Source organism: Nocardiopsis quinghaiensis (assembly GCF_008638365.1).
GTDB lineage: Bacteria > Actinomycetota > Actinomycetes > Streptosporangiales > Streptosporangiaceae > Nocardiopsis > Nocardiopsis quinghaiensis.
This window is the reverse complement of sequence record NZ_VWVU01000001.1, coordinates 56,658-83,018: the sequence shown is the minus strand read 5'-3', so window position 1 is coordinate 83,018 and position 26,361 is coordinate 56,658. Positions and strand designations below refer to the sequence as shown.

Annotated in this window: 19 protein-coding genes and 1 tRNA gene; 6 read left to right on the top strand and 14 right to left on the bottom strand. The window is 72.1% G+C overall.

Going from position 1 to position 26,361, the window contains the following annotated elements; all coding sequences use genetic code 11:
- Nucleotides 1-141 precede the first annotated feature (141 nt).
- Both FYX01_RS05170 and FYX01_RS05165 read right to left on the bottom strand, forming a co-directional pair.
- Nucleotides 142-1,668, bottom strand: coding sequence for an alpha/beta hydrolase (locus tag FYX01_RS05170; protein ID WP_150238667.1), 1,527 nt, complete (start codon nucleotides 1,666-1,668; stop codon nucleotides 142-144).
- A gap of 134 nt (nucleotides 1,669-1,802) precedes the next feature.
- On the bottom strand, nucleotides 1,803-2,975 hold the full coding sequence (locus FYX01_RS05165) for a DNA polymerase III subunit delta' (protein ID WP_150238087.1): 1,173 nt from the start codon (nucleotides 2,973-2,975) through the stop codon (nucleotides 1,803-1,805).
- 328 nt (nucleotides 2,976-3,303) lie between these two features.
- On the opposite strand from FYX01_RS05165, the gene FYX01_RS05160 reads away from it, so the two are divergent.
- Nucleotides 3,304-3,774 carry a peptidoglycan-binding domain-containing protein gene (locus tag FYX01_RS05160; protein WP_150238085.1) on the top strand — a complete coding sequence of 157 codons (471 nt, stop codon included), beginning with the start codon at nucleotides 3,304-3,306 and terminating at the stop codon, nucleotides 3,772-3,774.
- Nucleotides 3,775-3,913: 139 nt separating this feature from the next.
- Here FYX01_RS05160 and tmk read toward each other — a convergent pair whose 3' ends face one another.
- The 6 genes from tmk to FYX01_RS05130 all read right to left on the bottom strand — a co-directional run bounded on the left by tmk (nucleotide 3,914) and on the right by FYX01_RS05130 (nucleotide 14,774).
- Nucleotides 3,914-6,022 (bottom strand): dTMP kinase, encoded by a 2,109-nt coding sequence (gene tmk / locus FYX01_RS05155; RefSeq protein ID WP_150238083.1) that lies wholly within the window; start codon nucleotides 6,020-6,022, stop codon nucleotides 3,914-3,916.
- 278 nt (nucleotides 6,023-6,300) lie between these two features.
- Nucleotides 6,301-9,123, bottom strand: coding sequence for a type I DNA topoisomerase (gene topA / locus FYX01_RS05150; protein ID WP_150238081.1), 2,823 nt, complete (start codon nucleotides 9,121-9,123; stop codon nucleotides 6,301-6,303).
- Nucleotides 9,124-9,770: 647 nt separating this feature from the next.
- Nucleotides 9,771-10,916 carry a hypothetical protein gene (locus FYX01_RS05145; RefSeq protein WP_150238079.1) on the bottom strand — a complete coding sequence of 382 codons (1,146 nt, stop codon included), beginning with the start codon at nucleotides 10,914-10,916 and terminating at the stop codon, nucleotides 9,771-9,773.
- Nucleotides 10,917-11,234: 318 nt separating this feature from the next.
- Nucleotides 11,235-12,029: a chaplin family protein gene (locus FYX01_RS05140; RefSeq protein ID WP_150238077.1), complete on the bottom strand. Its 795-nt coding sequence runs from the start codon at nucleotides 12,027-12,029 to the stop codon at nucleotides 11,235-11,237.
- 162 nt (nucleotides 12,030-12,191) lie between these two features.
- On the bottom strand, nucleotides 12,192-13,223 hold the full coding sequence (locus FYX01_RS05135; protein WP_150238075.1) for a hypothetical protein: 1,032 nt from the start codon (nucleotides 13,221-13,223) through the stop codon (nucleotides 12,192-12,194).
- A gap of 228 nt (nucleotides 13,224-13,451) precedes the next feature.
- Nucleotides 13,452-14,774, bottom strand: coding sequence for a M20/M25/M40 family metallo-hydrolase (locus FYX01_RS05130; protein ID WP_150238074.1), 1,323 nt, complete (start codon nucleotides 14,772-14,774; stop codon nucleotides 13,452-13,454).
- A 144-nt stretch (nucleotides 14,775-14,918) separates the two neighbouring features.
- Between FYX01_RS05130 and FYX01_RS05125 the strand changes: the two genes are divergently transcribed.
- Together FYX01_RS05125 and FYX01_RS05120 are read left to right on the top strand one after the other, a co-directional pair.
- Nucleotides 14,919-15,003: transfer RNA gene (locus FYX01_RS05125), tRNA-Leu, on the top strand.
- 463 nt (nucleotides 15,004-15,466) lie between these two features.
- Complete coding sequence (locus FYX01_RS05120) at nucleotides 15,467-16,102, top strand: maleylpyruvate isomerase family mycothiol-dependent enzyme (protein WP_150238072.1); 636 nt, start codon at nucleotides 15,467-15,469, stop codon at nucleotides 16,100-16,102.
- Between the two features lie 356 nt (nucleotides 16,103-16,458).
- Here FYX01_RS05120 and FYX01_RS05115 read toward each other — a convergent pair whose 3' ends face one another.
- Nucleotides 16,459-17,661, bottom strand: coding sequence for an MFS transporter (locus tag FYX01_RS05115; protein WP_150238070.1), 1,203 nt, complete (start codon nucleotides 17,659-17,661; stop codon nucleotides 16,459-16,461).
- Nucleotides 17,662-17,729: 68 nt separating this feature from the next.
- A complete protein-coding gene (locus FYX01_RS05110) occupies nucleotides 17,730-17,981 on the bottom strand; it encodes a hypothetical protein (protein ID WP_150238068.1) in 252 nt (83 codons plus the stop codon).
- Between FYX01_RS05110 and FYX01_RS05105 the strand changes: the two genes are divergently transcribed.
- Nucleotides 17,980-19,062 carry a maleylacetate reductase gene (locus FYX01_RS05105; protein ID WP_150238066.1) on the top strand — a complete coding sequence of 361 codons (1,083 nt, stop codon included), beginning with the start codon at nucleotides 17,980-17,982 and terminating at the stop codon, nucleotides 19,060-19,062. The two genes, FYX01_RS05110 and FYX01_RS05105, sit on opposite strands and share 2 nt — an antisense overlap.
- A gap of 289 nt (nucleotides 19,063-19,351) precedes the next feature.
- Nucleotides 19,352-20,743: an alpha/beta hydrolase domain-containing protein gene (locus FYX01_RS05100; RefSeq protein WP_223830315.1), complete on the top strand. Its 1,392-nt coding sequence runs from the start codon at nucleotides 19,352-19,354 to the stop codon at nucleotides 20,741-20,743.
- 8 nt (nucleotides 20,744-20,751) lie between these two features.
- Here FYX01_RS05100 and FYX01_RS05095 read toward each other — a convergent pair whose 3' ends face one another.
- The 4 genes from FYX01_RS05095 to FYX01_RS05080 are packed head-to-tail and all read right to left on the bottom strand — an operon-like array spanning nucleotide 20,752 to nucleotide 24,299.
- Nucleotides 20,752-21,372 (bottom strand): response regulator transcription factor, encoded by a 621-nt coding sequence (locus tag FYX01_RS05095; protein ID WP_150238063.1) that lies wholly within the window; start codon nucleotides 21,370-21,372, stop codon nucleotides 20,752-20,754.
- On the bottom strand, nucleotides 21,369-22,607 hold the full coding sequence (locus tag FYX01_RS05090) for a sensor histidine kinase (RefSeq protein ID WP_150238062.1): 1,239 nt from the start codon (nucleotides 22,605-22,607) through the stop codon (nucleotides 21,369-21,371). The genes FYX01_RS05095 and FYX01_RS05090 overlap by 4 nt, the downstream gene beginning before the upstream one ends.
- Before the next feature lie 7 nt (nucleotides 22,608-22,614).
- Nucleotides 22,615-23,364: an ABC transporter permease gene (locus FYX01_RS05085; protein WP_223830314.1), complete on the bottom strand. Its 750-nt coding sequence runs from the start codon at nucleotides 23,362-23,364 to the stop codon at nucleotides 22,615-22,617.
- Between the two features lie 26 nt (nucleotides 23,365-23,390).
- Nucleotides 23,391-24,299, bottom strand: a complete 909-nt coding sequence (locus tag FYX01_RS05080) for an ABC transporter ATP-binding protein (RefSeq protein ID WP_150238060.1) — start codon at nucleotides 24,297-24,299, stop codon at nucleotides 23,391-23,393.
- A 218-nt stretch (nucleotides 24,300-24,517) separates the two neighbouring features.
- Between FYX01_RS05080 and FYX01_RS05075 the strand changes: the two genes are divergently transcribed.
- Nucleotides 24,518-25,828, top strand: coding sequence for an MFS transporter (locus tag FYX01_RS05075; RefSeq protein WP_150238056.1), 1,311 nt, complete (start codon nucleotides 24,518-24,520; stop codon nucleotides 25,826-25,828).
- Nucleotides 25,829-26,361: the final 533 nt, after the last annotated feature.

Genomic DNA, 26,361 nt, shown 5'->3' with positions numbered 1-26,361 from the left:
CCACACGATTTCAAGGAATGGCGATATCCGCCAGTAATCCCAGAACAATCATGCGCGTGCGGGGGCTCCCTGTCTTCTCCGTTAGTGCGCCTCCGTGCAACCCCTATTCCATAACAGCGTGATAATTGCTATGCAACGGGACTACACGCAGGCCATTCCGTCCTCGGGTACGGCGAGATCGATCAGGTAGGCGTCCACGGTCTCGTCGACGCACTGGTCGCCCATCCGGTAGCCGGTGTGGCCGTCGCCGTCCCGGGTCACCAGGAAGCCCGAGTCGAGCTGTTCGGCGAGCGCCTCGGACCACGCGTACGGGGTGGCCGAGTCCCGCGTGGTGCCCACCACCATGACGGGGTCGGCCCCCTCGCCGTCGAGCTCGGCGGACGGGGCCACCGCCTCCTCCGGCCAGTACGCGCACGGCAGCGCGCCCCACGCCAGTGTGGGACCGAAGATCGGCGACTCCTCACCGGCCTCGGCGGCGGCGTCGGCGTAGGCCTGCACGTCGCGCGGGCTGGGCGAGTCGGAGCAGTTCACCGCGATGAGCGCCGCCGTGGAGTTCTCGTAGGCGGCCGGCTCCCCGCGGTTGTACAGGTCGTCGGCGAGCTGCATCAGCACGGTGCCGTCACCGTCCTCCATCCCGGCGGTGAGCCCCTCGCGCACGCGCGGCCACCAGTTCTCGGTGTACAGGGCGGCGAGTACGCCCAGCTCGGCACGGGCCCGGTTGACCTCGCGGTCGTCCATGCTGTTGGACAGGGGCTCCTCGGCGGTGTCCGCAAGGAAACCGCTCAGCGCGTCGACACCGTCGTCCACACTGTCGCCGGAACCGCCGAGCGGGCAGTCCGGCAGGTCGAGGCAGTCCTCCACGAAGGCCCGCAGTGCGGTCTCGAACCCGGCCGCCTGCTGCACGCTGAGGTCGAGCTGTCCCTGGCTGGGGTCCATGGCGCCGTCGAGCACCAGCGCGCGCACCCGGTCGGGGAACTGCTCGGCGTACTGGGCGCCGATGTGGGTGCCGTAGGAGGCGCCCAGGTAGGTGAGCTGCTCGTCGCCGACCAGGGCGCGCAGGATGTCCATGTCGCGGGCGACGTCGGCGGTGCCCATGTGCAGCATGAGCTCGGGATCGTTGGCCTGACAGGCCTCGACGAAGTCGCGGCTGTCCTCCTCCAGCTCCCTCTGCTCGGCGTCGGTCACCTCGGACATGTCGCCGTCGCCCTCGACACTGTCCACACCGCCGAGGAACTCGTCGATGCCCTCGGCGTCCATGCAGGTCAACGGTGAGCTGCGCCCGACCCCGCGCGGGTCGAACCCGACCACGTCGAACCTCTTGCGCACCGCGCTGCTGACGATGTGGGGGGCGTGGTCGACGAAGTCGTACCCGGAACCGCCCGGCCCGCCGGGGTTGACCAGCAGGGAGCCGAGGGCGTCGCCGCCGCTGGCGGGGAGCCGCTTGACCGCGATCCCGATGCGCTCGCCCCCGGGGGCCTCGTAGTCCAGGGGCACCTCGTAGGTCGCGCACTCGGTACCGGACGGGCCGCTGTCGCACTCGTCCCAGGCGAGTTCCTGGTCGGCGAAGCCGGCGAGCGCGTCCACGGCCTCGGGGGCGCCTCCCTCCCCCGACGGCTCCCCCGGGTCCGCCGTACACGCCGTCGCCAGCAGCACGACCCCGGCGAGCACGGCCGCCCACGTTCCCCGAACCCTCGTCCTCACCGGCGTCCGCCTTCCTGTTACGGCCGACCCTGGTCGGCGTGTCGTCAACGCCGCACCATTGTCCACCAACGGCGCGGGCCCCGCGCCCGTGGCGCCGCCGCCTATCCGGCCAGGAGGGCGGAGGTCATGGCCTCCATGGCGATCTGGGGGTGCACGTTCGCGGCGATACGCTCACGGCACTGCATGATGGCGTCGATCCGGCGCAGCGTGGGCTCGGGGGCGCCGGCGCGCGCGACGCGCTCCAGGTCGCCGGAGCGCTCGGCCGTGGACAGTTCCACCCGCGCCCCGAGCTGCAGGGTGAGCACGTCCCGGTAGAAGGCGGCCAGGTCGAGCAGGGCACGGTCGTAGGAGTCGCGCTTGGTCCGGGTCGCGCGGCGCTTCTGCCGCTCCTCCAGGTCCTTCATCGCGCCCGCCGAGCCGCGTACCGCCTTGGCCACGCCCTTGCCCGTGGAGCCCTCGCCGAACGCGGCCCTGAGCTCTCCCCGCTCCTTCTCGTCGAGTGCCTTGGTGAGGGCCTTGGACTCCTCCTCGGCGATCTCGTAGAGCCGTGCGGCGGAGGTGACGCACGCACCGAGACCGTCGAGCCGGACCGGGATGGACAGCACCTCCTCCCGGCGCCTGCGCGCTTCGGGATCGGTGGCCAGCTGCCGGGCCCGGTCGATCCGTCCGGCGGCGGCGACCGCGGCCGAGCGGGCGGTGTCGGCGTCGATCCCGTCGCGCTGGACGAGGGCGTCCGCCAACTCCCGAGTGCCGGGAGTGGTCAGGGTGACCATGCGGCAGCGGGAGCGGATGGTGACGAGCAGGTCCTCGGGGGTGGGCGTGCACAGCAGCCACACCGTGCGCGGGGAGGGTTCCTCCACCGCCTTGAGCAGGGCGTTGGAGGCGGCCTCGGTGGCACGGTCGGCGTCCTCGAACAGGATGATCCGGAACCGCCCGCCGGAGGGCTTGGAGCCCGCGCGCAGCACGAGGTCGCGGGTGGCGGCCACTCCGAAGCTCAGTCCGCTGGGCCGCACGTACAGCATGTCGGGGTGGGTCCCGGCGAGGACCTGGTGGCAGGAGTCGCAGTGCCCGCAGCCTCCGTCGGCGCACTGGAGGGCCGCGGCGAAGGCCAGCGCGGCCTCCTCGCGCCCGGAGCCGGGCGGCCCGGTGAACAGCCAGGCGTGGGTCATCCCGGTGCCCCGGCCCCCGGAGACGAGGTCGGTCGCGCCGGCCACGGCACGCTTGAGCTGGCCCGTCGCGCCCTGCTGGCCGACGAGGTCGTCGAAGACCGTCACTCTTCCCCCCGGGAGCCGCCGCTGATGTCTGGACCTTCAGGATAGGAGCCGGCACCGACGCGCGGGCCGTCGTCCACAGGCTCGTCCCGTCCGTCCCCCGCGTCCGGGCCGCCCGCGCGCCCTGCTCCCCCTCCCGGGAGAGCCGGAAAGGGCATGCACCGAGAGTGACGACGCGCGACTCGCCCCATGGTTGTCGCAGGTCAGGGGATTGTCCGCATCAGGCCAGAGGGCACATCGACGCGAACTCCGGGCACCGTCCCCGGATCTCCCCGTGTGTGGCCGGGGAGACGGCCGCACATACGGGGGAACCGAACCAAGGGGGAAGACGATGACGAACACGCACAGCGAGACCGAGCGGACCGCGGCGGTGGCCGCCGGGTGGCCCGAACTGGCGGAGGGACAGCGGACCTGGGAGGTCGCCGTCGTCGAGTTCGTGCTCGCGGACCTCGGCTACTACGGCCACAGGAACGTCGACGAGCGGTTCGGCCCCGCGCTGACCGAGGCGCTCACCGCGTACCAGGACGACAGGGGCCGGGAGGCCACCGGCCGGGTCGACGCCGCCACCTGGGGGCAGCTGACCGACGACTTCGGCCTCGTCCGCCGGGGCCACGAGGGGGCGAGGGTCCGGGCCGCGCAGTACGCGCTCAACGAGGGCCACGGCAGCGACCTGGCCGTCGACGGGATCTTCGGCCCGGCGACCCTGGCCGCCGTCGAGTCCTTCCAGCAGGAGGCCGGGATCGAGGACGACGGCGTGGTCGGTCCGAACACCTTCACCTCGCTGATCACCCACGGGTCCTGAGCCCGGGCCCGGCCGGGAGGGGCGGCGCGGCTCGCGCGCCGTCCCTCCCGGCCACCACCGGAGCGGCCGGCCACCGCTCCCGAGGACGAGAAGGGTTCCCTCCCGTGGTGGGAGGGAACCCTTCCGGCGTCCGTGCCGCTCAGTCGTTCCTGATCACCGGGATCATGCCGGTGACCGCCTCCGCGCTGCTCGGGACCGGGTCGGGCAGCATGGAGCGCACCCGGCGCTGGATCTCGCGGGTGGTCCTCTCCCGCGGTTCACGCGCGTCGAGTACCAGGTAGCGCTCGGGGTCGGCCTTGGCCAACTCCAGGAAGCCCTTGCGGACCTTGTTGTGGAACTCCGCCGACTCGCCCTCGATGCGGTCGGCGGGACCGCCCAGGCGGGACAGGCCGTCCTCGGGGCGCACGTCCAGCAGCACCGTCAGGTCCGGTACCAGGCCCTGTGTGGCCCAACCGCTGATGCCGCGGATGTCGTCCACCGACAGGTCCCGGCCCGCGCCCTGGTAGGCGAGCAGCGAGTCCACGTAGCGGTCGCTGATGACGATCGCGCCGCGCCGCAGCGCCGGCAGGATCTCCTGCTCGACGTGGTCGGCCTTGTCGGCGGCGTACAGCAGCACCTCGGCGCGCGGGGTGATGTGCGAGTTCTCCCGGTCCAGGAGCAGGCCGCGCAGGCGCATGCCGAGCTTGGTCGCGCCCGGCTGGCGGGTGCCGATCACCTCGAAGCCCTGGTCGCGCAGCCACACCGTCAGCTCGCGCACCTGGGTGGACTTGCCCGCGCCCTCGCCGCCCTCGATGACGATGAACGCGCCGGCGGGCCTGGCCGCCTCCTCGTCCTCCTCCGTGACCGCGACGCCGCGCAGCGCCGCGAACAGCTCGGGAAGGAGGCCGGGGCCGGCTTCGGGATCGTCCCGGCGGTTCATCTGGCGGTAGCAGACCAGGGCCACGACGACGGCGAGCAGACCCGAGGCCATCAGCACGACACCGCCGCCGCGCAGGTCGTAGGTGAGCGAACCCAGCGGGATCGCGTAGCTGCCGATGAGCCCGGCGGCCAGGGGGGCGAGCGCGGCAGCGCCCACCAGGACGATGCGGGCGGCGCCGTGCAGGAAGGCGAGGGTACGACCCCGGTACTCGTCCTCGACCTCGTGACCGAGCATGGTCAGGCCGATCACCCAGGCGATACCGGCGCCCACGCCGAGCAGGGCGCTGAGGGCGGCGGTGAGCACCATGTCGGCGACGGCACCCGCGAACAGCAGGGCCAGACCGGCGAGGGCGATGCTCAGGCCGAACAGACGCCTGCGGCTGAACTGCTTGAGCAGCCGGGGCCCGGCGAGCATGCCCAGGGCCATGCCCGCGAAGACCGCCGCGAAGAGCACACCGAACCCGGCGTTGCCCGCGCCCAGGCTCTCGACGTGGAGGCGGCCGACACCGATGACGGCGCCCCCGGCGGCGAGGGCGCCGAGCATGCCCAGGACGAGGCCGCGCACGAGCGGTGTGCCGCCCGCGTGGCGCCGGCCGGTCAGCACCGAGCGCAGGATGCCGCTGTCGCGGGTGGCGCTCTCACTGTCCTTGGACGGCTTGTGCTTGGGAATCGGCAGACCGGCGATGACGACCGCCGCGACGAGGAAGGTCAGGCCGTTGAGGTAGAGGGCGACGTCCGCCTCGGGGCTGGCCATCGAGGGCAGCACCGCGCCGAGCACGTTGCTGGCGGAGGCGAGCGCGGCGAACAGCAGCGCCGCGAGGGGCGCGGTGCCGTAGGTGGTGAGCAGGCTCAGCCGGTCGGCCTGATCCAACAGCTTGCGGGGCACCAGGTTGGGGACCGTGGCGTCCTTGGCCGGCGCCCAGAACAGGGAGACGACCTCGGCCAGGAGGCCGGCGATGAACAGCCACTCCAGCGCGAAACCGGGGAGGAGGAGGCCCGCGAGGGGGATGGAGACGTACAGGAGGGCGCGCAGGACGTCCCCGACCACCATCGTCCACTTGCGGTCGAGGCGGTCGGCGACCGTCACGGCCAGCGGGCTCAGCAGGACCGACGGGGCGAGCTTGATCACCACGACGCCGCTGACGGCCAGGTACTGGACGAGTCGGGAGCTGTCGGCGGTGAAGACCGCCGCCAGGGAGATCAGGGCCAGCAGGCTCAGCCAGTCACCCAGGCTGGACAGGGTAAGCGAGATCCACAGCCTTCGGAAGGGTGTGATCGCGAGGACGTTACGCGCCTCGGACGGCGCTCCCGGTGGTGCAGATCTGCTCATAGCGCTCAAGGTTATTCGGTGAGGGGAAAGGGGGACGACGGACCGCGGGTCCGCCTCAGATTCGGTGGGTACCTCTGGGGCCACACACGTTTCCGCATCCCCATCAGTTCCACCAAGCGTAGTACGGAAGATGCCTTCCGAACAGGGTGGGAGCACGCCCACCCGGAGTGAGGACCGAAGACGCCGCTCACCCGGGCACGCCTCGTCGGTCGTGCCCGGGTGAGCCTACGCGTGAAGAGGGCGTGCGGCGAACCCGGGAGCCGGGCCGCCGCGTCCGGCTACTCCTTGGCGGAGGACCTGGGCGTACCGGTCTTCTTGGCCGGGGTCTTCTTGGCGGCCGTCTTCGTGGTGGCCGTCTTCGTGGTGGACGCCTTCTTCGCCGTGGTCTTCTTCGCGGCGGGCTTCTTCGCGGCGGGCTTCTTCTTGGCGGGGGCCTTGGCCCGACGCTCGGCCAGCAGCTCGGCGGCCCGCTCGTCGGTGATCGACTCGACCTCGTCGCCCTTGCGCAGGGAGGCGTTGACCTCCCCGTCGGTGACGTAGGGGCCGAACCGGCCGTCCTTGACCACCATCTTGGCGCCCGACTCCGGGTCGGTGCCCAGCTCGCGCAGCGGCGGGGCGGCGGCACGGCGCCCGCGCTGCTTGGGCTGGGCGAACAGCGCCTCGGCCTGCTCCAGGGTGACCGTGAAGATCTGGTCCTCGGTCTCCAGGGAACGGCTGTCGGTGCCCTTCTTCAGGTAGGGCCCGAACCGGCCGTTCTGCGCGGTGACGTCCTCGCCGTCGAGCTGGCCGACCACGCGGGGCAGCGACAGCAGGCGCAGCGCGTCGTCCAGGGCGACGGTGTCCAGGCTCATCGACTTCAGCAGCGAGCTGGTGCGCGGCTTGGGCCTGGCCTTCTTGCCCTTGGCCTTGGATCCGCCCTCGGCGGCCTCCTCCGGCTCCTCGATCACCTCGGTGACGTAGGGGCCGAACCGCCCGGTCTTGGCCACGATCATGCGCCCGGTCTCGGGGTCGGTACCCAGCTCGCGGTCACCGCTGGGCTGGGCGAACAGCTCCTCGGCCTTCTCCTTGGTCAGCTCGTCCGGGGCCAGGTCCTCGGGCACGTTCACCCGCACGCCGTCCCGGTCCAGGTAGGGGCCGTAGCGCCCCACCCTCAGCACGATGTCGGTTCCGGGCAGCGGCAGGGAGCTGATCTCCTTGGGGTCGATCTCGGAGAGCTGGTCGCTCACCAACTCCTTCAGACCGGTCTCCCGGTGCCCCTCGGTGTCCTCACCGCCGAAGTAGAAGCGGCGCAGCCACGGCAGGCTCTCGGCCTCGCCCCGGGCGATGGCGTCGAGTACGCCCTCCAGGCGCGCGGTGAACTCGTAGTCCACCAGGCTGCCGAAGTGCCGCTCCAACAGCTGCACCACGGCGAAGGCCAGGAAGGACGGCACGAGCGCCGTGCCCTTCTTGAACACGTAGCCGCGGTCCAGGATGGTGCCGATGATCGAGGCGTAGGTGGAGGGCCGGCCGATCTCCCGCTCCTCCAGCTCCTTGACCAGGGTGGCCTCGGTGTAGCGCGCGGGCGGACGGGTGCTGTGCCCCTCGGCCTCCAGGTTCTGCGCCTTGAGCGGGTCGCCCTCGGACATCGCGGGCAGGCGGCGCTCGCGGTCGTCCAGGTCGGCGGCCGGGTCGTCGGAGCCCTCCACGTAGGCCTTGAGGAAGCCGTGGAAGGTGATGACCTTGCCGGTCGCGCTGAACTCCGCCACCTCGCCGTCGGAGGAGGCGCCCTCGATCCGCACCGTGACGGACTCGCCGACCGCGTCCTTCATCTGGGAGGCGACGGTGCGCTTCCAGACCAGCTCGTAGAGCCGGAGCTCCGGTCCGGACAGACCGGTGGCGGAGGGGGTGCGGAAGGTGTCGCCGGACGGGCGGATCGCCTCGTGCGCCTCCTGCGCGTTCTTGACCTTCTTGGCGTACACCCGCGGCTTGTCGGGCAGGTAGTCGCCGCCGTACAGGCTGCGCACCTGGGAGCGGGCGGCGTTGACGGCGCTGTCCGACAGCGTGGTGCTGTCGGTACGCATGTAGGTGATGTAGCCGTGCTCGTACAGCCGCTGGGCGACCTGCATGGTCTGCTTCGCGGACAGGCCGAGCTTGCGGGAGGCCTCCTGCTGGAGGGTGGTGGTGCGGAACGGCGCGTAGGGCGAGCGGCGGTAGGGCTTGCGCTCCACCGAGCGGACCGAGAACCCGGCACCGGTCAGGCGCTCGGCCAGTCCGCGGGCCGCGGCCTCGTCCAGCTGGCGGACGTCGCGGTCCGGGCGCAGTGTGCCCTGCGTGGTGAAGTCGCGGCCGACGGCGACGCGGGTGCCGTCCACCGAGACCAGGGTGGCGGGGAAGGCCGCGGTCCCCTCGGCGGCACCGGCCTCGGTGGCGTCGAAGAGCGCCTTGATGTCCCAGTACTCGGCGGAGGTGAACGCCATGCGCTCGCGCTCGCGCTCGACCACCAGGCGGGTGGCCACGGACTGCACGCGGCCCGCCGAGAGCTTCGGCATGACCTTCTTCCACAGCACGGGTGAGACCTCGTAGCCGTAGAGGCGGTCCAGGATGCGCCGGGTCTCCTGGGCGCTGACCAGGCGGGTGTTGAGGTCGCGCGTGTTGTGGGCCGCACGCTGGATGGCGTCCTCGGTGATCTCGTTGAACACCATGCGGTGGACGGGGATCCGGGGCTTGAGCTCCTCCAGCAGGTGCCAGGCGATCGCCTCGCCCTCGCGGTCCTCATCCGTGGCGAGGAGGAGTTCGTCGGCGTCCTCCACGAGCTCCTTGAGCTTCTTGACGTGCGCCTTCTTGTCGGTGTTGACGACGTAGAGCGGTTCGAAGTCGCCATCGACGTCCACGCCGAGCCGCGCCCAGGCCTGTCCCTTGTACTTGGCGGGGATCTCGGCGGCCTTGTTGGGCATGTCACGGATGTGGCCGATGCTGGACTCCACGACGTAGCCACGCCCCAGATAACCGGCGATGGTCTTCGCCTTGGCTGGCGACTCGACGATGACGAGGGTGGTGCCCACCCCCTGTCGTCCGCTGTCCTTCGAGCCGTTCTTGCCGGCGCTGCCCTTCGTGGGTGGCACGCTCTTCCCCTACGTCTAGCCTTCGTGGTCTATCCGGCCGCGGTCCGTCGATGTCCCGTGGGAACCGACAGTAACCGAAACTCCTGGCACTCCCCCATCGGTGGGTGGGCGGTGTCCCCGTCCCCCTCGGGTGCGTATCCCGTCGCCCCGGGTGGGCACCCGGCTCACACCCACCGGCATCCGCAGAATAAGCGCTTCCCGCACCGAGGCCGGTTCGTAGCGTACGTGAGCCGTCCCGGCAACGTGCGTCGGTTCGCGGTCACCGGCTCTGACGAGCACCTACAACACCCCTCCCGAGTGACTTCGGTCACACTTGACTGCGGCCGGGCGTCACCTCCCCCGGAATGCGGCGAGTCCTCCCGGATATTCCCGGGAGGACTCGGCTCACGTCCTGGACTGGTGGCCCCCACCTCCGTGCTCCCCGCAGTCCACCGCGTTCCTCACGGAACGGGGAGTACGGAAGGTGAGCGGTCCGGTCCAGTCGACGCGCACGGCACTCGGAGTGCCGGTGCGGGAAACCCCGCCCCGGGACACCGCCGCCCTGTGGTGTTCGGCACCTCGCAGTCCACCGCGTTCCTCACGGAACGAGGCGCCGCCGCCGCCAGGGCCGCGCGGTCACCCGCGGGCACGGTCCCCCTGTTCGGTCGCTACAGGCCCACGCCCGCGGCACCGAGGACCTCGCCGACCGGGTCGGCCACCTTCAGCGGCGCGGACTCGGGCAGCTGGTCGGCCTGCTCGGGGGCGTGCTGCTCGACGGCCTGCTTGGTGGTCTCGCTCACCTCGTAGTTGACGGGCACCATCTCCGAGACCGGGACCTCGGGCAGTTCGCTCACGAGCGGCACGGAGTCCAGCGCGCCGGCCTGGTGCTCGGTGGCGCTCTGGTGCACGACCGCGGCGCCGTCGTCGGTGCTGCTGGCACCGGCCATGCCCGCGACCGCGGCGACGGCGTTGCCGGAGACGTTGACCGGGATCTCGCCGTCCACGACCAGCTGGTTGCCGCCGACCGCGGAACCGTTGCCGGAGGTGGCGACGTCCTCCTCTTCCTCCACGACCAGGGCGCCGGTGTCGGTCGAGGCCGCACCGGCCACACCGCCGACGGCGCCGATCGCGTTGCCCGCGACGTTCACGGGCACGTCCAGGTCCACGACGGCCTGGTTCCCGCCCAGCAGCGAACCGTTGCCCGAGGTGGCGACGGACTGGTGCTCGCGCCCCGCGGACTGGTGCTCGCGGGGGGCCGACTGGTGCAGCACGCCCGCGTCCACGCCGGAGGTGTCGGGCAGCGGCAGCACCTCGGCGTTGCGTGCGGCCTCGCCGACCAGGTCCATGGCCGTGTACTCGGCGGGCGCGGACTGGTGGTGGCGGTGGCCGTGTCCGTGGCCCTCGTGCACCAGCGCGCCGGTGTCGGTGGCCGCGGCTCCCGCGACACCGCCGACCGCGCCGATGGCGTTGCCCGCGACGTTGACCGGGATCTCGCCGTCCACGACCAGCTGGTTGCCGCCCAGGAGGGAGCCGTTGCCCGAGGTGGCGACGTCCGGGTCGTGGTGGTCGTGGTGGACCACCGCGGCACCGTCGCCGGTGCTGCTGGCTCCGGCCGTGCCCAGCACGGCGCCGATGGCGTTGCCCGAGACGTTGACCGGGATGTCGCCGTTCACGACGGCCTGGTTGCCGCCGAGGACCGAGCCGTTGCCGCTGCTCGCTACGTCGCTGTCGGCGAAGGCCACGCCGCCGCCCAGCGCGACGAAGCCCGCCGTCAACAGCACGGACTTCGCTGAGGTGCTGGCCCACTTACGCATGTGGGAAGTCCTTTCGGAGAGTCTTGATGAGAAGGTGTGTGTGCTTGGGCCACAGGCCGTTCCACGCCCCTGGATGGGGTGCGGGCCCTCGGCCAAGGCCGGGGATCACCCGGTCGGCCCCGCACCTGGGCGGTGCGTGTCGCCGGTTCTGGAGGGTGAGCCGCAGCCGCGCTCCGCTGGTTGCGGACGGACCCGCGCACCCCGTCGGTCAGCCCCGCCCGGAGGCGGCGGCTGACGTGAACCCCGCGCACATGGCCTCGGCCGGTGCTACGGGACTCGCGTCAGCCCCCGGGCCGCGAACGGCCCGGGAGGCCGACCTCAGGCGCGGGCGCGGCGGCGCCTGCCGAAGAGGACCAGGCCGACACCGGCCGCGATCGCGGCGGCGGCGGTGGCGAGCAGCCCGGAGAGGGCGCCGCCGTCGGTCCCGGTGAGGGCGAGCTCGGGAGCCGGGGTGTCCTTGTCCTCGGCGGGCGGGGAGGTGGTCTCCTCCCCCGGGGTCTCCCCGTAGCCCGGGTCCTTGGGCTCCTTGGGCTCCTTGGGCTCCTTGGGCTCCTCGGGGTCCTTCGGGTCCTCGGGGTCCTTCGGGTCCTCAGGGTCCTTGGGCTCCTCAGGGTCCTTGGGCTCCTCAGGGTCCTTCGGCTCCTCGGGCTCCTTCGGGTCCTCAGGGTCCTTGGGCTCCTTCGGGTCCTCAGGGTCCTTGGGGTCCTCGGGCTTCTCCGTGACCCCGGCTCCGCTGTCGACGCAGTCGGCACCGGCCGCGCCGACGGCGGAGACGGCGTTGCCGCAGACGTTGACGGGGACGTCGCCGTCCACGACGCCCTGGTTGCCGCCCAGGACGGAGCCGTTGCCCGAGGTGGTGACGTCCGAGCCGCCGTGGTCGTGCTCCTTGACCTCGGCTCCGCTGCCGACGCAGCTGGCGCCGGCCAGGCCGAGCACGGCGATGGCGTTGCCGCAGGCGTTGATGGGGATGTCGCCGTCCAGAACCAGCTGGTTACCGCCCCCGAGGGAACCGTTTCCGCTGGTCGCGGTGTCGGCGTAGGCCATACCGCCGGTGGTGGCGAGAAGTCCCGCGGTCACCAGTGCGGCGATCCGGGCATGCGTGGTGTAGGTCATCACGTGTCCTTTGGTCAGCGAGAAGTAAGACCGGTCATCTACTCGTGGACCGCGGACGGAGAGCTTCGTGCTCCGGGAGTGCCGGGGAGAAGGCGCGCCCGCCGGTTCGGCGGGACGGCTGCGCGCAGGGGCGCACGGACCGGCCGCGGTCGGATGACGCGGCTAGTCAGGCGAGAAGGAGGGGTCGTCCGCGGCGTCGCGGACGACCAGGGTGGGGTCGCCGGGAAGGGCGACCCGCTGGGCCCGGGGAGCCAGGTGGTCGGCCCGGGCCATGAGGAACCCGGCGGCACCGGGTACGGGGAAGGACGGAGCGGCTGCGCCGGTGGCGTCCGTCCCCGCCGGGTGGTGCGCCCCACCCGCGATGAGGTGGATGCGCTCCCCCGGAACCTCGTCCGGGACCTGGTCGACGGCCTCGGCCGCGGCCGAGCGCCACACCGCCGGGTCCACGGGTGTGTGGACGGCCGCACCGGAACCGGTACGGACCCGCTCCTCCCCGCGGTCGTCGGCTTCGGTGGTGCGCTCGGTCGTGGTCCCGACCGGGTTCCCGGTGAGTTCGTCCGAGGTGCCGGGGACCGGCAGACCGAGCGGCGCCGTGGTGTTCACGGCGTCGTCGATCCGGCCGTGCACGACGTGCGCGGAGTCGGCCAGCCCTTCGGCGACCGTGTCCACGAGACGGCTGTCGCGCAGCGACTCGTCAGTGGACTCCACCACGCCGTGGCCCTTGCGGGCGAGGCCGCCGACGAGGTCGCCCGCGCCGCGGGCGGTGCCGTCGACGGTCCGGGTGGTGTCCTCGACCATCCTGTTGGCGGTGGTGCCGGCCCTGGTCTCGTCGAGCGCCGAGGAGACACCGGTCTCGTGCAGGGCGTTGGCGGGAAGCGCCGCGGCCTGGGGCACGACGGTGTCGGTGAGTGACTCGGTGGTGGAGGCGGCACGGGCCGTGGTGTCGGAGAGGCGCGCTTCACGCATCTCCTGGGCCGCGGCCTGTCCCGCGCTCTCCGCGCTGTCGCCGACCTCCAGGACGCGGTCGACCAGACTGTCGGACTCGGGTGCGGCCTCGCCGTGGGCGACACCGATCCCCCCGGCCAGCCAGGCGACGGCGACGATGCCGGACAGGAGCAGCAGCCGGGTGTAGGCACTCCGGGACACGCGGACAGCGCGACTGCTGAACAGCCACTCCCTACCCGCGAGCACCATGGATGCCCCCTCGCTTCGCTGCCACTGGACGGTCCCGTGCGGCGGTTCCGTCACGGTCGAACGGCGGTGTCGGGGCTTCACGTCTGCGGAGGCAGGCGGAGAACCACGACATCCTCGAACTCAAGGCAACCATAGCATCACACACAGTGATTGCGGGTCAGATCGGCGACCGCGCCGAGAAAGTTCTCGGCGCGGTTCACCGGAAGGGCACCGCAAAGCTGCCCGAAGTCAGCTCAACCCGACGAAACGGTCAAGGACGCGGACGCCGAACTGGAGTCCGTCGACCGGGACACGCTCGTCCACCCCGTGGAACATGCCCGCGAAGTCCAGTTCCGGAGGGAGTTTCAGGGGGGCGAAGCCGTAGTTGCGCACGCCGAGTCGGGAGAAGCTCTTGGCGTCCGTGCCGCCGGAGAGGCAGTAGGGGACGGCCTTGGCGCCCGGGTCCTCGGCCAGCAGGGACTCCGACATCGCGTTGACCAGGCCGCCGTCGAAGGAGGTCTCCACCGCGGGCAGGTGGTGGATGAACTCCCGGCTGACCTTGGGACCCAGCAGGCGGTCGATCTCGGCGAAGTACTCGTCCTCGGTGCCCGGCAGGAACCGGCCGTCCACCTGGGCGGTGGCCTCGCCCGGGATGACGTTGGCCTTGTAGCCGCCGCCCAGCACGGTGGGATTGAGGGTGTTGCGCAGGGTGGCGCCGATCATGCGGGCGATGGGCCCCAGACGGGCGACCGTGGCTTCGACGTCCTTCTCGTCGAAGGGGATCCCGAACTCCTCGCAGATCTCCTCCAGGAAGGTCCGCACGGTCGGGGTGAGCCGCACGGGGAACCGGTGCTCACCGAGCCTGGCGACGGCCGCCGCCAACTCGGTGACGGCGTTGTCGGGGTTGACCATGGAGCCGTGCCCGGCGGTGCCGCGCGCGGTCAGCCTCATCCAGGCGATGCCCTTCTCCGCGGTCTCCACCAGGTAGAGGCGGCGGTCGTCGCCGGCCGTGAACGAGAAGCCGCCGACCTCGCTGATCGCCGAGTCGCAGTCGGCGAACAGTTCGGGGTGCTCGTTCACCAGGTACTGGGCGCCCCAGGTGCCGCCGGCCTCCTCGTCGGCGAGGAAGGCCAGGACGATGTCGCGCGGGGGACGGCGCCCCTCGCGCAGGCGCTGGCGCAGCATCGCCAGGACCATCGCGTTCATGTTCTTCATGTCGATCGCGCCGCGTCCCCACACGCAGCCGTCGGCGACCTCGCCCGCGAAGGGATGGTGGGTCCAGTCCTCCGGAGCCGCGGGGACGACGTCCAGGTGGCCGTGGATGAGCAGAGGGGGACGGCTGGAGTCCTCTCCCGCGATCCGCGCCACGACGTTGCTGCGCCCCGGGTGCTTCTCGTAGATCCTCGACTCGACACCGACCTCGTCGAGCCTGGCAGCCACGTACTCGGCCGCCTTGCGCTCCCCGGGGCCCGAATGGTCGCCGTAGTTGGAGGTGTCGAACTCGATGAGCTCCCGGCACAGGTCGACCACCTCGACCTCGGCCGTACTCAGGTCCCTGTCTGGCTCTGCCATCTGACACTCCCGTCCAGCCACACCTTTTGCCCTACTGTCCTGTCCGACCCTGCCACGGTCTTCCCCGGCGGAAAAGCTGGTTCGTGCTGCCCCAGACCTTTGCTATGGTTGATCTGTCCGACGCGAGAGCGCCGGATGTACCCAGTCCGGGTGGCGGAATAGGTAGACGCGCTAGCTTGAGGTGCTAGTGGCCGTTAAGGCTGTGGGGGTTCAAGTCCCCCCTCGGACACAAGCAAAGGCCCTGTTCGCAGGGCCTTTTTCGTTGCCCGGGTCGGCTCGGGCGGCCCGGGCTCCGAGCGCTGGCGCGGCGGCGCGCAGGGCCACGGCGGATACACGCATGGTCGACCTCGTCATCCCCTCAGGGTCTCCGCGCCGGGTGTGAAGGCCACCCCCGCGAACCAGAACGTGTCCACATGGTCGACCGGAGTGGGCTTCCTGTCCGCCGGTTCACCCTCCACGGCGCCATGGACCCCTGAGCCCGGCACCGCTCTCCAGGACCGGACACCGATATGGGTTCTGGCACTGGTCTTGTGCGATGACAGCCCGCCACCCGTGTTGACGAGCACGAAACTGTCGGAGGCCGGCGTGATAATCCCGGTGTCCACCCACAACCGCAGGGGCAGGGCGAAAGCCCGTTCCGAGGAGCGTCCGATGACATCACCAGCACCCTGCCCGTGCCGTGGAGCCCGCCGATGAGCGGTCACCTGGACCTGTGGCCGCTGATCCACCAGGAGCGGACGGCGTTGGCCGACGACCTGTCGGAGCTGACCGAGGAACAGTGGGCGACACCGTCGCTGTGTGAGGGCCTGACCGTGCGCGAGGTACTCGCACACCTGACGTCGGCAGCGACCCTCAACGGCTTTCGATGGCTGGCCGGGGTCATCCGCTGCCGCTTCGACTTCGACGCCCAGGTCGCGATGCGCCTGGCCGAGCAGATGGGGACCTCCGGCGCCGAGACCCTCGCACGCTTCCGAGGGGTCACAAGGAGCACGACGTCACCGCCCCTGCCAAAGCCCGCCGTCCTGGGGGAGGCGGTCGTGCACGGAGAGGACATCAGGCGGCCCTTGGGCATCGTCAGCGCCCGTCCGATCGCCACGCTGATCCGCGTGGCGGACTACTACCAGGGCTCGGACCAGGTCGTCATCGCCAAGAGCCGGGTCCAAGGGTTGAGGCTCCAGGCCACCGACGGTCCGTTCGCCTCCGGCACCGGACCGCTCGTCTGCGGGAGCACACTCGCTCTGATCATGGCGATGACCGGTCGCCCCGCACACCTGGACGAACTCACCGGCGACGGTGTGGAAATCCTGCGCGAACGTGTGGACGGCTGACCCGCCCCGACCGTGGAGCGAGGGGACGGCAGCCGTGGTGACAGGGCCAGAGCTACGAGGCGGAGCGTCCCCGGCGTATGTCAGCAGGCCGGCGCCCTCCCCCACCCACGCGACGGGACGGGGTGAACCGCGGGCGATGCGGGCAGGAGCGCCACAGGGAAGTGGTGTTCCGCCCACGCCGGATCCGCGTGCCGACGGCCGAACGGCCCGGTCCCCCGACGGGGCGCGTCCTCCCCTACCGGCCGACGGGCGGTATCCGGACGGGCACCGAACCGGTCCCCGCCGGGGCGGTCGGCCCCAAGCCCCGCTGCGCGTCCGCCCACGCGACCGTGTCGTCGTCCGCTCCCGGGGTGGCGCTACCGGTGCCCGTGCGCGACCGGCACCACCGCGGCGGCGGCGGCGGAGAAGGCCGCGGCCACCGCGAAGACGGCGGGCAGGCCCGCGAGGGTGATCACGGCCGCCATGAGCACCGGAGTCAGCGTCGTGCTGATGGCCTGGAGCCAGTTCTGCACGGCCAGGGCCCGCCCGGCCCAGGAGGTCCCCGCGATCTCCGCCACGGCGGTGAAGGTCAGACCGTTGTGCCACATCGTCAGGACCAGGCAGAGCAGGACCATCGGCACCGCCGTCCACGCCCAGGCGTTCGGCAGCGCGGTGAGCAGGACCAGGCAGGTCCCGGAGGCGACCGCCAGCCATCGCACCGGTCGCATCCGGTTCCCGGTCCGGTCCGACCGGACGCCGAGCAGCAGGCGACCGGCGGCCCCGGGCACCTGCGCCGCCGCGACGACCGCGCCCGCGGCGGGCGCGCTCCACCCCTGTTCCTGGACCAGGTAGATGACCGCGTAGGTCATGAGGGTGATCTGCGGGACCCCGAGCAGCATGCTCACACCGTGCACCCGCCAGATGGCCCCGTGGCGGTACGGCGATCCGGTCGGGGAGGTCGGCGCGCGCTCCGTGTCCCCCGCCGCGTCCGGTGCCGGGGTCCTCTCCGGGACGTCCGCGGGCGGCTCCGCGGGCATCGCCAGCACGAGCGGAACCGCGAGGAGCGCGAGCACGGCCGGGAGCGTCATCGCCCCGACGAACCCCCAGGCCTCGGCCGCTCCGGGTAGCACCAGGCCGGAGACGCCCACGCCCAGGGGCAACGCCGACTGCCGGATACCCATGGCCAGACCGCGCTCCCCCGCGGAGAACCAGGAGAGCACCAGCCGCCCGCTCGCGGCGTTGACCGGTCCGCCGACCGCTCCCACCAGCAGCAGGACCGCGGCGGCGCTCCACAGGTGTGCGACGGACCAGAGCAGGCCGAGCGCACCCGCCGTGAGGACCAGGCTCAGAGCCATCGTCGACCGCTCCCCGGCCCGGTCGATCACCAGGCCCCAGAGCAGGAGCGTGAGCAGCAGCCCGAACGACGGCAGTCCGGCCAGGACCCCGGCCTGCGCCGTCGTGACCCCGAAGGCCTCCCGCAGCTGCGGCAGCACGATGGGCACGCCGAACATCGCCGACACGCTGGCCACCTGCGCCACCATGCTGACGGAGAGGACGGCCCAACGGCTGCGCACGAGCATCCCGACAGCCTAGGGAAGGGCGTCTCCCCGGCCGGGGGCGGTCCGGACGGCCCCGCGTCCTCGCCCGGCTATCCGTCGACGGGCTCGGCGCCGAGCCCGTCAGGACGCGTTCCGGTGCCGGAGGGCAGGTGCGTCCATCCGTCGGTGAGCAGTTCGAGCGGCTGGTGCGCGGTGTCCACGGGACGGTCCTGCACATGGCCGTGCCGGACCGGTACCACGGAGAGCTCGGTCGGCGCCGTGTCGCGTCGGCCGGCGGTGAGGACGCCCGAGCAGCGGCGCCGCGAGGGGCGGCACACTGGGACGATGGGAGACGAAGGCATGACGAGCGCCACCGCCGCACACGGGCGGACCCGACCGCCCGACACCTCGGTGGCCGTCCACCAGACCCCCGCGACGCGCGTGCTGATCGGCGGCGGTGCGTGCGGCCTCGCCCATGAGGAGGCCGCACGGCTCGGCGCCCGGCGGGTGCTGCTGGTGGCGGCCCCGTCCGCCGCCGTGGCCGCCGACCGGGTGGCCGACGCGCTGGGCCCGCGGCTGGCGGCGCGCTTCGACCGGCCCGCGCCGCACACCCCGGTCACGGTGACCGCCGAGGCCATGGAGGTCGTCGGCTCCACCTCCGCGGACTGCGTGGTGGCGATCGGCGGCGGCTCCGCGATCGGTCTGGCCAAGGCCCTCTCGGCGCGTACCGGGATGCCGCAGGTCGCCGTGCCGACCACCTACGCGGGTTCCGAGGCGACCCCGGTCCTGGGCGAGACCGAGGACGGCGTCAAGACCACCCGCCGCGATCCCGCCCTGGCCCCCGGCACGGTCGTCTACGATCCCGGACTCACGCTCACGATGCCGCCCGGCCTGACCCGGACCAGTGCCGTGAACGCGCTCGCCCACGCGGTCGAGGCCCTGTGGGCCCCCGACGCCACCCGGTTCACCGACGCGCTGGCGACCGAGGCGGCCGACGGCATCCTGGGCGCGCTGCCCGAGGTGCTCGACGACCCGTCCGGTCCGGAGCCGCGCGGGCGTCTGCAGTCCGCGGCGTGGCTGGCGGGGACATGTCTCGCCCAGACCCGGATGGGTCTGCACCACCAGCTCGCGCACGTGCTCGGCGGCGCCTTCGACCTGCCGCACGCCGAGCTGCACACGGTGCTGTTGGCGCACGTGATGGCGTTCAACCTGCCCGCGGCTCCGGAGGCGGCGGCCCGGCTGGCCCGGGCCGCCGACGGGGACCCCGTCGCGGCGGTCTCCGGGCTCGCCCGCGGGTACGACGGTCCGACGGCCCTCTCGGACCTGGGGGTACCTCGCTCGGGGTTGCGCGACATCGCCGAGCGGGTGGCTGCCAAGCCGTACCCCAACCCCCGGGAACCGACCGTCGACGGGGTCGCCGACCTGCTCGACCGGATGTACTGACCGGGGCCGCACCCGGCACCCGTGCGTGGCGGGCCCGACCCCTCGTGGGACCGGGCCCGCCGCGCACTCCGTCATGCCCGCGTGCCCTCGTCTCAGCCGGTGAAGCCCGCGACGTCCCGCTCCGCCGGATCTCTTCCTCGCCGGGTGCGGCCCTGATCGGGGAAACGACCTGTTCCGTGTTCGACCGCCCCTCACCCCGTTGCCAGCGTGTTCGCGCCGACATACCTTCGCGTGGCCAGCAGTGACCAACAACGGACCGTCCGTGTTGGTACGAACGAAAGGCACCGCAGTGGCTACGAACGCGCACCGCCCCGCCACGGTCACCGCCCTCGGAATCAGCGCCGCACTCGGGATCAGCACCGCACTCGCCTCCCCGGCGGCACTGGCCTCCCCCACCGACGACGCCCTGCTCCCGGTCCCCGTCCCCGAGATCGAGGGCCCCCTGCCGGGAAGCGTCCCCGGCGACCCCCTCGCCGACGACGTCGAGGACACCTACCCCTTCTTCGCCACGACCGAGAACCTCGACCTCTACGACTACGTGGAGGAGGAGTTCCTCGTCTCCGGGACCGCCAACCGGTACTCCGACGGAGAGGTCCTCTCCGAGCACCCCTACACGACCCGGGTGGTGGTCCGCCGCCCCGAAGATCCGCGCGACTCCAACGGCACCGCGCTCGCCGAGTGGCAGAACGTCAGCGCGGGCAGCGACCTGGACGCCCTCTGGGGTCCCAGCGCCGCACACATCATGCGCTCGGGCTACACCTGGGTGGGGGTGTCCGCGCAGGACGTCGGCGTCTCCCAGCTGACGGAGTGGAGCCCCGCCCGCTACGGCCGGCTGGACGTCACGGACGGCGGCACCGTCGGTGACGACCAGCTCTCCTACGACGTCTTCTCGCAGGCGGCGCAGGCCCTGCGCTCCTCCGGCGACCTCACCGGCGGGACCGGGGCCGACCAGGTCCTGGCCATCGGGGCGTCGCAGTCCGCGGGCCGCATGACGGTCTACTACGAGGAGGTCCTCCCCCACACCGAGCCGGTCTTCGACGGATACGGCTTCATCGTGGGCACGGCCCCCGAGGCCGACCGTCCCGAACCGGTGTTCCAGGTGCTGTCGGAGACCGACGTCGCCTGGATCGGCCCCGCGGAGGACACGGAGACCTTCCGCCGCTGGGAGGTGGCGGGCACCGCGCACTCCGGCTGGGCCGGAAGGCAGGCGCGCGAGGAGATCGAGAAGCGCGACTTCGGCCAGCAGCCGCAGTACGACTGCGTCGAGCCGCCGTTCAGCCGCGTGCCGCTGCACCACGTGCTCAACTCCTCCTACGACCACCTCAGCGACTGGGCCTCGGACGGGACCCCGCCGCCGAGCGCGGAGCCGATCGCGCGCACCGGCCAGGGGGAGATCGTCCGGGACGAGGACGGGTTCGCCGAGGGAGGCATCCGGCTCTCCCAGGTGGAGGCGCCCACGGCGCTGAACACCGGCGGCAACGCCCCGGCGACCCCTGAGGACTACTTCTGTGTGCTCTTCGGCTCGCACGTCCCCTTCGACGAGGACGAGTTGGCGGACCGCTACCGCGGTCACGGACAGTACGTGTGGGCGGTCAACCGCGCGGAGAACGAGAACGTGCGCGAGGGCTACGTCACGCGTGCCGACTCCCTGCGGACCAGGCTGGAGGCCGCGCACCGCTGACGCGCTCCCTAACCGATGAGGCCGCGGCGGTAGGCCTCGGCCACCGCCGCGGCCCGATCGCGGACGCCGAGCTTGTTGTACACGTGCTGCAGGTGGGTCTTGACGCTCGCCTCACTGATGAACAGGCGCGCCGCCGCGCTCCGGTTGGACGCGCCGTCGGCGACGAGCCCCAGCACCTCGAGTTCGCGCTCGCTCAGCCTCTGCCCCGCGGGTCTGCGCACCTGGCCCATCAGGTGCCGCACCGCCGTCGGCGCCAGGACGGACTCCCCGCGGTGCACGGCGCGTACCCCGCGCAGCAGCTCGTCGGTCGAGGCGTCCTTGAGCAGGTACCCGGTGGCCCCGGCCTCGACGGCCGGGAAGACGTCGCTCTCGCTGTCGAAGGTGGTGAGGACGAGGACGCGCACGTCCGGTGCCTCCCGGGCCAGGGCTGCGATCGCCCCGGCCCCGGAGAGCACCGGCATGCGCAGGTCCATCAGCACGACGTCGACGGAGAGCGCCACCGCGCGTTCGACCGCCTCGCGACCGTTGGACGCCTCCCCGGCCACCTCGATGTCCTCCTCCGCGGCGAAGGCGCCGCGCAGGCCGTCGCGCACGACGGGGTGGTCGTCGGCGATGAGGACACGGATCACGTCGCCTCCACCGGGATCGCGGGCACGGTCGCGCTGACAGCGGTGCCCTCCCCCTCGCCGGTCTCGATCTCCACCGTGCCTCCGATCCCGCGAATGCGCTGGCGCATGCTCTTGAGTCCGAACCCGTGCCGCCTGCTCCCGGTCATCCCCCGCCCGTCGTCGCGGACGTCGAGCAGGACCACGTCGTCGGAGTAGGACAGGGTCACGCCCACCCGGGAGGCGTCGGCGTGCTTGGCGACGTTGGTGAGCGCCTCCTGGGCGACCCGGAAGAGGGCCACCTCGACCGCCGGGCTCAGCGCGACGCGCTCGCCGGTGACGTCGAGCCCGGAGCGGACGCGGTGCTCCTCCGTCCAGCGGCGGGTGAACTCGCCGAGGGCCTCGGGCAACTGGCTCTCCACCAGCTGCCGGGGGTGCAGGGCCTGCACGGAGCGCCGCGCCTCGGTCAGGCTCTCACGGGCCAGGTCGAGCGCGCGGTCCACGTGCGGGCGCGCCGACCCGGGACCGTCCCACACCCGCTGCGCCGCTTGGACCTGCGTCACGATCCCGGTGAGCCCCTGGGCCAGGGTGTCGTGGATCTCCCGCGCCATGCGCTGGCGCTCGTCCAGCATCCCGGCCTCCCGTGCCTGGGCGAGCAGCTGCGCGTGCAGCCCGGCGTTCTCCTCCAGGGCCTCCTCCAGCCTGGCCACCATCACCCGGCGCTCCCGGTGCTGCTCGGCGCTCTTGGTCGCGACCACGAGGCCTCCACCGATGGCCACGGTCTGGACCGTGATCACGCCGACGTAGAGGAACAGCTGCTCCAGGAACGGCGTCTCCGTGTCCGTTCCGGGGAATCCCATGGTGGTCGTGTGCAGCGCGATCGAGGTGGCCGCTACCCCGACGAAGGTCAGCGGCCAGGGCAGCACCATGGCGCGGAAGAACAGCGCGATCGTGAACATCAGGAACAGGGTGTCGTGAGCCATCAACGCCGAGGCCAGCGCGAGGAGCACCGCGAAGTGGATCCCGGAGAGCAGCGGTCCGCCACCCTTCCAGGGCCGCACGCACCCGAGGAACATCCAGGCGGCGACGAGCGCGGTCAGGCCCACGGTGACCGTGTGTTCGGTCCAGTCCGACACGGGCTGGGACAGGACCAGCGCCGCCGAGGGCAGCAGCAGGGTCCAGGGGACGACGGCGACGAACACGTCCCACCACCGGTCCCAGTTCCGGGTGGTGTCCACCCCGGTGCTCCGTCCGCTCATCCTCCACTCATTCCCATCGGAACAGTCTGGCGGCCAGCGCGGCGACCACCACGGCGACGCCCGCCATTATCCCGAGCTGGACGAGTTGCGAGAGTCCCGCGTCCCCGGCGTTGCCCGACCAGCTCTCCAGTAGGAGCTGCGCCCCGGGTGGCGTGAACTCCCCCATACGTACCAGGAGGTCGGGCAGGAACACCCGTGGCAGGAAGACCCCGCCCACCAGCATCAGCAGCATGTACAGGGCCATCGACAAGCCGTTGGCCGCGCTCGCGCTGGGCGCCACGGCGGCGATCAGGATCCCCAGCGCGATGAGCGAGGCGGCTCCGACGACGAACGCGACGGTGAACAGCAGTGGCTGGCTCGGCGGTTCGACGTCCAGGAACAGCCAGGAGGAGAGCACCAGGATCACCGCGGAGAGGACCGCCGCCGCGAACACCACGATGAGCTGCGCGGTCAGGAGCATCCCGGGGTGCACCGGGGTGGTCGACATCCGGCGCAGCACGCCCTTCTCCCGGTAGGCGGCCAGGACGGACGGCAGGTACTGGACGCACAGGATCCCCATGCCGAGGATCAGGGCCGTGGGAGCCCAGGTGTCGACGAAGCGCAGACCGCCGAACTGCGGGTTGGGTTCCCTCAGCATCGGCAGGGATCCGAGTCCCAGCATGACCGCGGTCGGTGTCAGGATCCCGAGGACGACCGCCGTGGGCTCGCGCGTCAGCAGTCTGGCCTCGGTCACGGTGAGCCGGACCAGGGCGGACACGGGGGACTTCCTCTCGGTGCCGGTGCTCATGATTCGGGGGACCGGCCGGTCAGGGCGACGAACGCGTCGTCCAGACTGGAGCGCTCGACGCGCAGGTCCTCGGCGATGACGTGCTCGCGGGCCAGGACGGAGGTCACGGCGTGGAGCAGGCCGTCCCGGCCGGTCACCCGGACCCGGCGCCCTCTGCGGTGCGCGGAGACCACCTCGGGCCGTGCGGCGAGGAGTTGCTCGTCGAACTCCCGGGGCGCGCGGAAGGTCACCTGCTGCTCCGGGGCGGCCCGCGTGACGAGCCCGGCCGGGGTGTCCAGGGCGGCGATGCGGCCCGAGTCGATCAGCGCGAGCCGGTCGCAGAGCCGTTCGGCCTCGTCCATGAAGTGCGTGACGAGCACGATCGTGACGCCGGAGTCGCGCACGTCCTCGATGAGTTCCCAGGTGTCCCGACGCGCCTGCGGGTCCAGGCCCGTGGTCAGCTCGTCGAGGATGGTCACCACGGGGCGGCCCACGAGGGCCAGGGCGATGGACACCCGCTGCTTCTGGCCCCCGGACAGCCTGCGGTACTGGGTGTCGCGCTTGTCGGCGATCCCCAGCGTCTCCAGGAGCTGTCCGGTGTCGGCCGAGGAGGGGTGGAAAGAGGCGTAGAGGTCGAGGGCCTCCCCGACCCTGATCCGGTCGGGCAGCCGCGCCTCCTGGAGCTGCACGCCGAGGCGTTCGCGGACCTCGTCCCGTTCCCGCCTCGGGTCCCGGCCGAGCACGGTGACCGCTCCGCCGTCGAGGGGGCGCATCCCCGCGACGCACTCGACCGTGGTGGTCTTCCCGGCCCCGTTGGGACCGAGGATCCCGAAGATCTCACCCTCTCCGACGGAGAAGGTGACGTCGTCGACGACGACCTTCTCGCTGTAGCGCTTGCGCAGGTTCCTGACATCGATGATCGGCATGCCCCGAGCATCGCGTGGGACCGGGGAGCCGCGGATCGCCCGCACGGCCACGGGATCGGTGGATTCCACGGGTCAACCGATCGGTCGACCCGCCCCGCCGGTCGGTCCGGGGGGTCGGACGCCGCGGTCCGGGGCCGGGGCGGGACAATAGGCCCGATGACCGACAGACCCCGTCCCCACGCTCCCGTACCCGCCGCCTCCACGGCGGGAGACGTGCGATGAGGCCGACCGGGAGCCTCGCCCGCGCGGCCCCCTCGCCCGCCCGGGTCGTGGTCGCCTCCGCGCTGGTCCTGGCGTTGAGCGGCCCGGGGCAGACCGCGGGTGTCTCCGTGTTCGTCGACCACGTCATCGCCGACCTGGACATCAGCCGCTCGGCGGTCTCCCTCGCCTACATGGTCGGCACGCTCAGCGGCGCGCTCGCGCTGCCCTGGCTGGGGCGGGCCGTCGACAGGTTCGGGGTCCAGCGGGTCCTGGCCGCGGTGGCTCTGGGCTTCGGCGGCTTCCTGGTCCTGCTGGCCTGCGTACAGGGACTGGTGGGGCTGACCGCCGGCTTCGTCGGGGTACGCGCCCTGGGCCAGGGCGGCATGTCGCTGATCGCAAGCACCGCCGTCGCGATCTCGGTGACCCGCAACCGGGGCGCCCTGCTCGGGCTCACCACCTCGGCGGGGAGCGCGGGGATCTCGCTGTTCCCACTGATCGCCGAACAGGTGGTCTCCGTCCTGGGCTGGCGGTACACCTTCGCCGCCGAGGCGCTGCTCATCTGGGTGGTCGTGCTGCCCCTGGCGTTCTGGGGCCTGCGCGGGGTCACCCGGGTGCCCGAGCGGACCGAGGAGGCCGAGGCTCCCGATGGGGCCGAGGAGACCCAGCGGGGCGGGAAGCCCGCACACGCGGAGCCGGCCGCGCCCCCCGAACCGGAGTGGCCGCTGCGGGCGATCGTGCGCACCTCCGTCTTCTGGGCGCTGGCCGGGGCGGTGGCGTGCAGCGGGCTGGTGTCCACCGCCGTGTTCTTCCACCAGATCGCCGTGCTGGGTGAACAGGGGCTCACCCCGACGCAGGCCGCCGCCAACTTCCTGCCCCAGACCGTCGCCGGGCTGGGTTCGGCGCTGCTCTTCGGTTCGGCCGCCGACCGGCTGTCCCCCAAGATGCTGATGTGCGCGGCCATGGCCATGCACGCGCTGGCGCTCACCCTGCTGCCGCTGGTGTCCCCGGGCCTGGGAGCGGTCCTCTACGGGGTGGCGCTGGGCGCGGCGGCCTCCGGGGCCCGCGCGGTGGAGAACGCCGCGCTGCCCTTCTACTTCGGCACCGCCAACCTCGGCTCCCTGCGCGGGGTGACCCAGTCCGTCGCGGTCGCCTCCACCGCCGTGGGGCCCATCCTGCTGTCCCTGGCCCACGGGTGGGCGGGGTCCTACCGCCCCGGCATTCTGGGGCTGGCCCTGCTCTGCGCGCTGATGGCGGTCGCGGTGTGCTTCGCCCGGCGGCCCGTGTCCCCGCGCCAGCGCGCGAGCGGAGCCGGACATCCGCCTCCCTGACGGGCGCGGGAGCGGCGGCACGCGACTCCCCTCCGGCACGCATACGGTATACGGTGACGAAGGTGACGGCGGAGTTTTCCGGTAGTCCTGTGGCCTTTTGCGCTACCGGTTAGTAACGTCCAAACATGTCCACACTTCTGTTACATTGCCACAGCGTACATACAAGGAGGGGGATCGGGTCATGCGAGCAGTGAAACGGTCGCTATCCGCTCCCCGTATAGCATTCGCAGTCGCCCAAACCGTGGACGGACACTGAATCCGGAAGAAGAGGATGAGGCAGCGATGAGGGATTCCGCCAACCTCGGTACTGCCAGAGGGACGGCACTGGTGCTCCCCTCGCTCCGAACCGCCGAGAGACCGCTGTGTTCACGGTGACCTGAGGACCGTTCTCGCGTGTGCCGTCCGGGCACGGGGCCGAGTCACGGCGCATGCCGATCCGACACATGCCGGCCCCACCCGGAACCGCCGGGCGCACGCGTAGCCCTGCTTCCAGAATCGTCACTCTCCGTAACAACACTGTCGTGGTGTGTGCG